This window comes from uncultured Wocania sp., assembly GCF_964021735.1.
Taxonomy (GTDB): Bacteria; Bacteroidota; Bacteroidia; order Flavobacteriales; family Flavobacteriaceae; genus Wocania_A.
In genome coordinates, this window is record NZ_CAXIBN010000142.1 from 1 (window position 1) to 7,892 (window position 7,892).

Here is a 7,892-nt window from a genome sequence, read left to right on the forward strand (position 1 = left end):
GTGCGATGGCTAAACTATATGCCTCAAAAGTGGCGATGGAACACACGGTTGAAGCCGTGCAAATTCATGGTGGTAATGGCTTTGTAAAAGAATATCATGTGGAGCGTTTAATGCGTGATGCAAAAATTACTCAGATTTACGAAGGCACTTCTGAAATCCAAAAAATTGTGATTTCTAGGAGTATTATAAGAGATTAAGTCGTATAATTACTATATCGTACAAAATATAATTTTATATTTAACTTTTAAGCGATGCCATATCGATTACAAAACGATAGTGTACATCACTCTTTAGCATGCGCTCATAGGCAGTGTTAATATCCTGTATGTTTATAATCTCAATTTCAGAAGTAATATTGTGTTTTCCGCAGAAATCCAATAGCTCTTGTGTTTCTGCAATGCCACCAATTAAAGATCCTGCAACTGCTTTACGTCCCATAATCATTGGCACTGAATTCAACATAGCGTCTAACGGCCCTAAGTAACCTACCAAAACCAGAGTACCATTGGTGTTCAAGGTTGCTACATAAGGATTTAAATCATGGGTGTAAGGCACAGTATCGATTATAACATCAAAATAGTTTTGAACACCTGCCATTTGCTTGTCATCTGTCGATATAACAACTTGATTAGCGCCCAAATCCACAGCATCTTTTGTTTTATTTGGCGATCTTGAGAATAGAGTAACTTCAGCTCCTAAAGCATTGGCTAACTTTATTGCCATGTGCCCCAGGCCGCCAAGACCAACAACGGCAACTTTACTTCCTTTCCGAACGTTCCAGTGCCGCAAGGGCGACCATGTTGTAATTCCTGCGCATAATATTGGAGCGATACCTGCAAGATCGAGATTTTCGGGAATGTTTAAAACAAAATCTTCATCAACAACAATACTTTCTGAATATCCGCCAAATGTATGTGTGCCCAAATGTTTGTCTTGACCACCATAAGTACCAACCCATTCCGGACAATACTGCTCTAAATCGTTTTTGCAATTGTTGCAAGTTCTGCAAGAATCAACCAAACACCCAACAGCGACTAATTGACCTACTTTAAACTTAGTTACTCCTTTTCCAACTTCGGTAACCTTACCAACGATTTCATGACCTGGTACAACGGGATACACACTAAAGCCCCAATCGTTGCGTGCAAAATGCAAATCGGAATGACAGACGCCACAATACAGAATATTTATTTCAACATCCTTTAAAGTTACTACTCTGCGGTCAATATTTAATGGGGCTAAAGCAGCATCAGCAGCCTCTGTACCAAATGCCTTAATGTTTTTTACATTCATAGTAATTTAATTTTAAGAATTAATTAAGTAGGCGCATTTGGGAAATACGAATGCTATAATATCGTTTTTAGGGAAATGAGTTAAAACGAGACTGTAATATACGAAAAATATTTCCTCTTTAATAAAACTATTTTATTTCAAATCATTCAAATTATTTAAAACCAAACGCAGTTCGCCATAGCTGTATTCATCGTTTAATTGCTGTTTTAAATTTGAAAGGCTTTCGAAAGTGTGTTATGGAACAAGGTTTTTTAATTCTTTATAATGGATTTTGGAAATTAAATTGGTTATTTTCACTTCGCCCGTAGAATTAAAATTCGAATCGCGCTCTTCTATTAATTCAACTCTTATTCCAGTTTAAAAAGGATTGTACAAATTGTTCTTTTTTTCTTAAAGATACGGGTATTTTTATACCGTTTTTTAAATGAATAGTTCCAGATTTTTCGTACTTATCGATAAACTTAAAGTTTACCATAAAAGATTGATGCGGTCTTGAAAAATTTGCCTTAGTAAGCCGTTCTTCAAAATCTTTTAGTGTTTTAGAAACCACATATTTTTTATTATTGCAATTATAAAATGTGGTATAACCTTTATCTGATTCACAGTACACTAATTCGTTTAAATCTATTACCTGAAAGCTATCGTGAAGCGACAAAATCAGTTTTTGGTCATCATTCCCCCAAACTGTTTTCGTCTTTTTAATTTGCTTTTGCTGTTCTGTTACCGTAATGCTTTTAACTTTATGTAGCGCATCTTTTAACTCTAAAACATCTACAGGTTTTAAAATATAATCTACAGCTCCAAATTTTAAGGCTTTAAGAGCATATTCTTCGTAGGCAGTAATAAAAATTACCTTAAAACTTAAATGTTCGGTTTGTTCTAAAAAATCAAAAGCATTACCATCTAAAAGATTTATATCTAAAAAAATTAACTCTGGCTTACAAGCGTTGGCTACCACAACTGCGTCTTTTACAGAGGCACACTCGCCTAGTACTTCTACTTCAGCCTCTATTAGCTGTAATAAATTTAGCAGCGCTTTTCTAATATAGGCTTTATCTTCTACTATTAATGTTTTCATTATGCTTCAACAGTTTTATGTGGAATTATCAATGTTACTATAGTGCCTTGCTCATTATAATTTTGTCTATCCTCGGTGGTTACCCAACCTTTCATTTTTAGATCTTTTGATAAAATTTTTAATCGTTCTGTAGTTATTGTAGTTGATAAAGATGTTTTGTGACTATTTTTAGTTTCTTTTTGGGTATTTATTCCAATTCCATTATCTGTAATGGTACAAATTAAATTTTTATTTGAATAATTAAGGTTTATATCAATAGTTTTAGGATTCATTTTCTCTGTAAAAGCATGTTCTATGGCATTTTCAACAAATGGCTGAATAAGCATAGGTGGGACTTGAAGTATATTGCTATCAACAGTGTTATCAATTGTAATTGAATATTGATAAGAATCGTTTTCTAAATTCTGAAGCGCCAAGTAATTTTCTATGGCAAGTAATTCTTGAGAAAGTAGTACTAGTTTATCTCTTGAATTTTCTAAAGTAATGCGCATTAATTTGGAGAATCTAGACAAATAATTAATCGGTTTTTTTTCTTCTTTATTTAAAATCATGCCTTGCAATACGGAGAGAGAATTAAAGATAAAATGTGGAGTCATTTGACTACGCAATAATTTTTGCTCTATAACTGCATTTTGAGTTTTAGCTTTTGCGTGCCTTAATTTTTGGTAAAAAATAACAGATCCTAATAGCATAGAAACCATAAGTACACCAATAATTGCCCATAAATAGTTACGTTGGGTTCTTTCTAAATTTATATTAGTTGTTGTAATTGTTTTAGTAAGCTGTAGTTCCTTTATACCAGCAGAATCTATTGCTTGTTTGTATTTATACTCGGCTTCTAATTGAGCTATTCTTTCAATATTCTCTTTGTTGAATAAGCTATCATTCAACTTTTTAAATTCTTTATAGCTTTCAAAAGCTTTTTTATACTGCTTCGTATTTTGATAAACTTCAGAGAGTATGTCTACAGCTATTTTTTGAGATTCCAATAAGTCTAATTCTTTGGCTATTTGTTGGCCTTGCAAAGCAAAAGTGAGCGCTTGCAAATAATGCTTATCATGTAAGTACGTTTCAGCAATACCTAAAAAGCTAGTAGACAAAATACGTTTGTTTTCTGTTTTTTTACTTATGTTTTTTGCATTTTTGTAATTTTTACGAGCAACTATTGGCTTACCAAGTTTTAAATAGGCATTTCCAATATTAATGTAGGTTATTGAAGTATGCTTAAAATCATTAATTTCTTGACTTACTTGCAAAGATTTACTAAAATATTCAATAGCTTTTGAATACTCCTTCTTATAAAGATAAATACTACCGATATTACTCTTATTTACCGATATAAGTTTTTTGTTTTTAACTTTATGAGATAAACTTAAAGACTCATAAAGATGCTGTAAAGCTTTATCATATTTTTTTATAGAAATATATGTTTCACCCAAATTGTTATGCATTCTAGCCATGCCCATTATATCTCCCATTTTTTTATCATAATCAAGACTTTTATTAAAACTCTCGATAGCTAATGGGTAATTGCCTTGCACTTTATAAACAACGCCTAAATTGCTATGAACATAAGAAATACCATCTTCATCATTAATAACTTCACTAATAATAAGTGCATCCTTATAGTTGGCAATGGCATTCTTGTAATTTCCAATTTCCGAATATACATTTCCAGTATTTATAAGACTTGTGACAATTTCTCTTTTATTGTTTAGCTCCCTGTAAATTTTGGTCGCATTTTGATAATTTTTTATAGCTTCATCATACCTAGATAAATCGTAATAGGTAATTCCGAAAGCTACATACACATCAGCAACTCTTTTTTTGTCTTGTATAATTTCGTAATACTTAAGCGATTTATTAAAAAAATGTAAACTTTCTGTGTAATTAGCTTTGATATTCTCAAGCATACCTTTTAAATAATAAACTCGAGCTTTTCCCATTTCATAATTTAAAATAGTGCTTAGACTATCAGCTTCATTTAGGTAACGATCGGTTGTATCAATATCCTTTCTAAAATTAGCACGCGACAAATCATATAATAAGTTAACACGGGTGGTATCATTAAAATTATAATTATCTAATTGAATTTTAAGACTATCTATCTTTTTATTTTGGGCTAAAAAAGCTCTAGGAAAAGATAAGAAGATAACAAAAAGAAGAATATATGTATTAGTAATTTTCATATAAATAGAAATATTTCAAGCTAATTACAATATAATTTTTAACGATAACAAATAAAATGAAAACATTACAATTCGATAAAAACAAAATACTAACTACAAGTACTTCAATAAAATACTTGTAGCTAGCAAAAAGTTAAATCTAGTTATAAAATTACGGCTTATATACAAGCACTAAAAAAATAGAAAGCTAAAAATTAATGCATACAATAAAACCAAAGACAACTCTAACCTATATCTTTCTAAAAAACTAAGCATATTAAACAAATTTATAATATCTATTAATTAACAATAACTTTTTTGGTAGCTATTCCTTTATCAAAATTGAGCTTTAAAACATAAATACCGCTTGATAAAGTTGATGTTTTTATTTCATTACTTGTACCTGTAGTTATTTTAGCTCCAGTAATATTATAAATGCTATAGTTTTTTAATTTAATGTTATTTGGATACGAAATTTTTAAAGCATCAGCTGCAGTAATTACTTTTACATCATTTTCTAATTCAAAATTAGAGTTGCTTAACAACGCATCTTCACTTACTGGGTTAAATCCTGTCCATAAAGCTCCTGCATCTGTAACATAAGCTCCTAAAGTACCTGCTGGTATATGTAAATGAATGCCACTGCGATCTCCAGAAATATGAAACGTATCATTTGTTCCTGTGGTTATTATAGGTGGTGTTGTAGCTAACGAGGTTACACTAGTTAAAGGGTTAGCAGCAAAAGCTATGGAACCAATACTGGTAACACTGGCTGGTATATTAACACTAGTTAAGTCGTTATCAGTAAAAGCACCAAACTCTATGTTTTCTACACTATTACCAATAGTAAGACTGGTTAAATTATTGGTTACAAAAGCCTGAGAACCAATAGTGATAACACTATCTGGAATTGTTACACTTGTTAAGCTATTAGTATTAAAGGCAGAAACTCCAATAATTGTAACACTATTAGGTATAGTAACGCTCGTTAAACCTTTGCTAAAAAAGGCAGCATTTCCAATTTCTGTAACATTGTATACCGTAGAACCATCAGTAATAGTTGCAGGTATACTCACATTAGTGCCACTTGCTGAATTATAATCTGTAACCTTTAGCGCATTTGCCGATATATTGGTTTCTTCAAATATCATTTTAAAACCTGTCCATAAAGCACCAGTATTTGTAGTATATATATCTGTAGTGCTATTAGGGATTATTAAATTAATATTACTGCGATCAATATTAAAAGAATCGTTAGTTCCGGCTGTAGTAATAGTTGGTGGTGTTGTAGCTAATGAAATAATATCGGTCAATGGGTTATTGTAAAAAGCAGAATCACCAATACTTGTTACACCAGCAGGAATACTAACACTAGTTAATTGATTGGTGTTAAAAGCACTAACACCTATACTGGTAACACTATTTCCAATAATTACACCTGTTAGGTTATTTGCTCCAAAAGCTAAATCATCAATACTGGTAACACCATCTGGTATAACTATATTAGTTAAGTTGTTCTGTAAAAAAGCATTGGCACCAATACTAGTAACTGAATTTGGTATAGTAACACTAGCAATATTATTATAACTAAAAACATGTTCACTCAAACTAGTAAGGCCATTTCCAATAACTAAACTAGAAATAGTATTAGATGAAAAAGCAAGAGATCCAATATTAGTAACACTATCTGGTATAGTAACACTATTTAAACTATTAAATCGAAACGCAAATTCACCTATACTGGTAACGTTATTTCCTATAACTACATCTGTCATATTATTATTCTGAACAAATGCACCATCTCCAATTGTTATAACACTATCAGGAATTGTAATGCTTGACAAATTATTAAAACTAAAAGCCTGCACACCTATACTAGTTACACTATTAGGAATACTAACGCTTATTAAACTACTTTGATTATTAGCAAAAGCACTATCACCAATTGTTACAACACCACTGGGAATAGTTACAGTTGTTAAACTATTTAAAGAAAAAGCACCAGTACCAATAGTTACAACACCGTTAGGAATGGTTATACTTGTTAATCCATTACTTTTAAAAGAATTATCGCCAATTTCTGTTACACTATAAGTTACTGAATTATAATCAACTGTACTTGGGATATTTACAGCACTTCCCCCAGTTATATCATAGTCTCTTGTCTTAACTGTATCTGGCGATAATGAAGTGATTTGATAGGTAATAAAATTATCAATAAAAGTATCGCCAACCGTTTGCGCATACCCTATTACAGATATACAAAAGATCGTTAAAATAAGTAGATTTTTTTTCATGTTTGATTTATTTAAGGTTTATAAAAAGCCAAACTACCTTTATAAAACAAATTGAGAAATAGCGAATCTTTTTTTGAAGGATTTAAAGTAATAAACGTTAGGATTGATTTAATATCCGTTTTGAATTAATTAGGAATATCTCAACAAAAAAGTTAAAACTTATTTTTATTTTGGATTTTCAACTTTTCAAATCCTCTAAAACTAAACGCAATTCGCCATAAGAATATTTATCATCTAGTTGATGCTTTAAATCTGAGAGGTTTTCAAATTTATATTTAGGAATAAGAGCTTTTAACTCTTTATAGTGTACTTCGGAAATTAAATCGGTTATTTTCACTTCGCCTGTTGGAATAAAATACGCTAAATGCCCTGTTACAGTTGTAGGATTGAGTTCTCTTTGGTTAGCTATTTCATCGATTGATTTTCCTGCTTTAAATAATTCTAAAGATTCTTTTTTAGTATCACCTCGTTTTTTCTTTGGCTTTTCTACTTCAAACAAATCTTCCGAGTTAGATATTTCAATATCATTTTCTTCACAATATGCATGAATAACTTTTAGAATTTTGGCACCATATTTTTCTACACGGGTTTTACCCATTCCATTAACCTGTAGTAATTCTTTTTTATTGGTGGGTAAGGTTTCGCAGATTTCGTATAAAGCTTTTTGAGTGAACACTTGATAATGAATCAAATCATTTTCTGTTGCTATATTGTTTCTAAGCACTCTTAACAACTCAAATAATTCAATATTTGTTGTACCGTCAATTATTGATTTTCGGGGTTTCTTAGGTTTCTCTTTAGCAAGAAAAACAGACTTTGCTCGCAATTCTAAAAATGTATTGACATTAAAACCTTTTTCCAACCCTTGAAAGTATAATAGCTTAGCTGCTAATAATTCTTCTATCGTGTCTTGTTGTTTATTAATATCTTTTTCAATCGCTTTATTATCCGTAGTAAAACCTAAGGTTTTTAAAGGCTCACTAATGGTGGTTTTGGTTTGCTCACTAAAATAGTGTATTGCTTTTACAAAACGCTCTTGAATATCTTTACTAGATT

General features: G+C 30.9%; 6 protein-coding genes. 1 reads left to right on the forward strand and 5 read right to left on the reverse strand.

The window, feature by feature from the left end:
- A partial coding sequence (locus AADI82_RS11740) for an acyl-CoA dehydrogenase family protein (protein WP_341216621.1) occupies nucleotides 1-197 on the forward strand: 197 nt, incomplete at its 5' end.
- Between the two features lie 40 nt (nucleotides 198-237).
- Here the strand turns inward: AADI82_RS11740 and AADI82_RS11745 are convergent.
- From AADI82_RS11745 to AADI82_RS11765, 5 genes are all read right to left on the reverse strand, one after another.
- Nucleotides 238-1,293 (reverse strand): NAD(P)-dependent alcohol dehydrogenase, encoded by a 1,056-nt coding sequence (locus tag AADI82_RS11745; RefSeq protein ID WP_341216622.1) that lies wholly within the window; start codon nucleotides 1,291-1,293, stop codon nucleotides 238-240.
- A gap of 340 nt (nucleotides 1,294-1,633) precedes the next feature.
- On the reverse strand, nucleotides 1,634-2,371 hold the full coding sequence (locus AADI82_RS11750; protein ID WP_341216623.1) for a LytTR family DNA-binding domain-containing protein: 738 nt from the start codon (nucleotides 2,369-2,371) through the stop codon (nucleotides 1,634-1,636).
- Complete coding sequence (locus tag AADI82_RS11755) at nucleotides 2,371-4,560, reverse strand: tetratricopeptide repeat protein (RefSeq protein ID WP_341216624.1); 2,190 nt, start codon at nucleotides 4,558-4,560, stop codon at nucleotides 2,371-2,373. The genes AADI82_RS11750 and AADI82_RS11755 overlap by 1 nt, the downstream gene beginning before the upstream one ends.
- 278 nt (nucleotides 4,561-4,838) lie before the next feature.
- The gene (locus tag AADI82_RS11760) at nucleotides 4,839-6,836 is read right to left on the reverse strand and encodes a leucine-rich repeat domain-containing protein (RefSeq protein WP_341216625.1); all 1,998 of its coding nucleotides are present in this window, start codon (nucleotides 6,834-6,836) and stop codon (nucleotides 4,839-4,841) included.
- Between the two features lie 178 nt (nucleotides 6,837-7,014).
- On the reverse strand, nucleotides 7,015-7,892 hold an 878-nt coding region (locus AADI82_RS11765; protein ID WP_341216626.1), incomplete at its 5' end, for a helix-turn-helix domain-containing protein.

Coding starts and splice junctions, on each gene's coding strand:
- AADI82_RS11745 (WP_341216622.1), bottom strand. CDS start 1,293: ATGAATGTAAAAAACATTAAGGCATTTGGTACAGAGGCTGCTGATGCT.
- AADI82_RS11750 (WP_341216623.1), bottom strand. CDS start 2,371: ATGAAAACATTAATAGTAGAAGATAAAGCCTATATTAGAAAAGCGCTG.
- AADI82_RS11755 (WP_341216624.1), bottom strand. CDS start 4,560: ATGAAAATTACTAATACATATATTCTTCTTTTTGTTATCTTCTTATCT.
- AADI82_RS11760 (WP_341216625.1), bottom strand. CDS start 6,836: ATGAAAAAAAATCTACTTATTTTAACGATCTTTTGTATATCTGTAATA.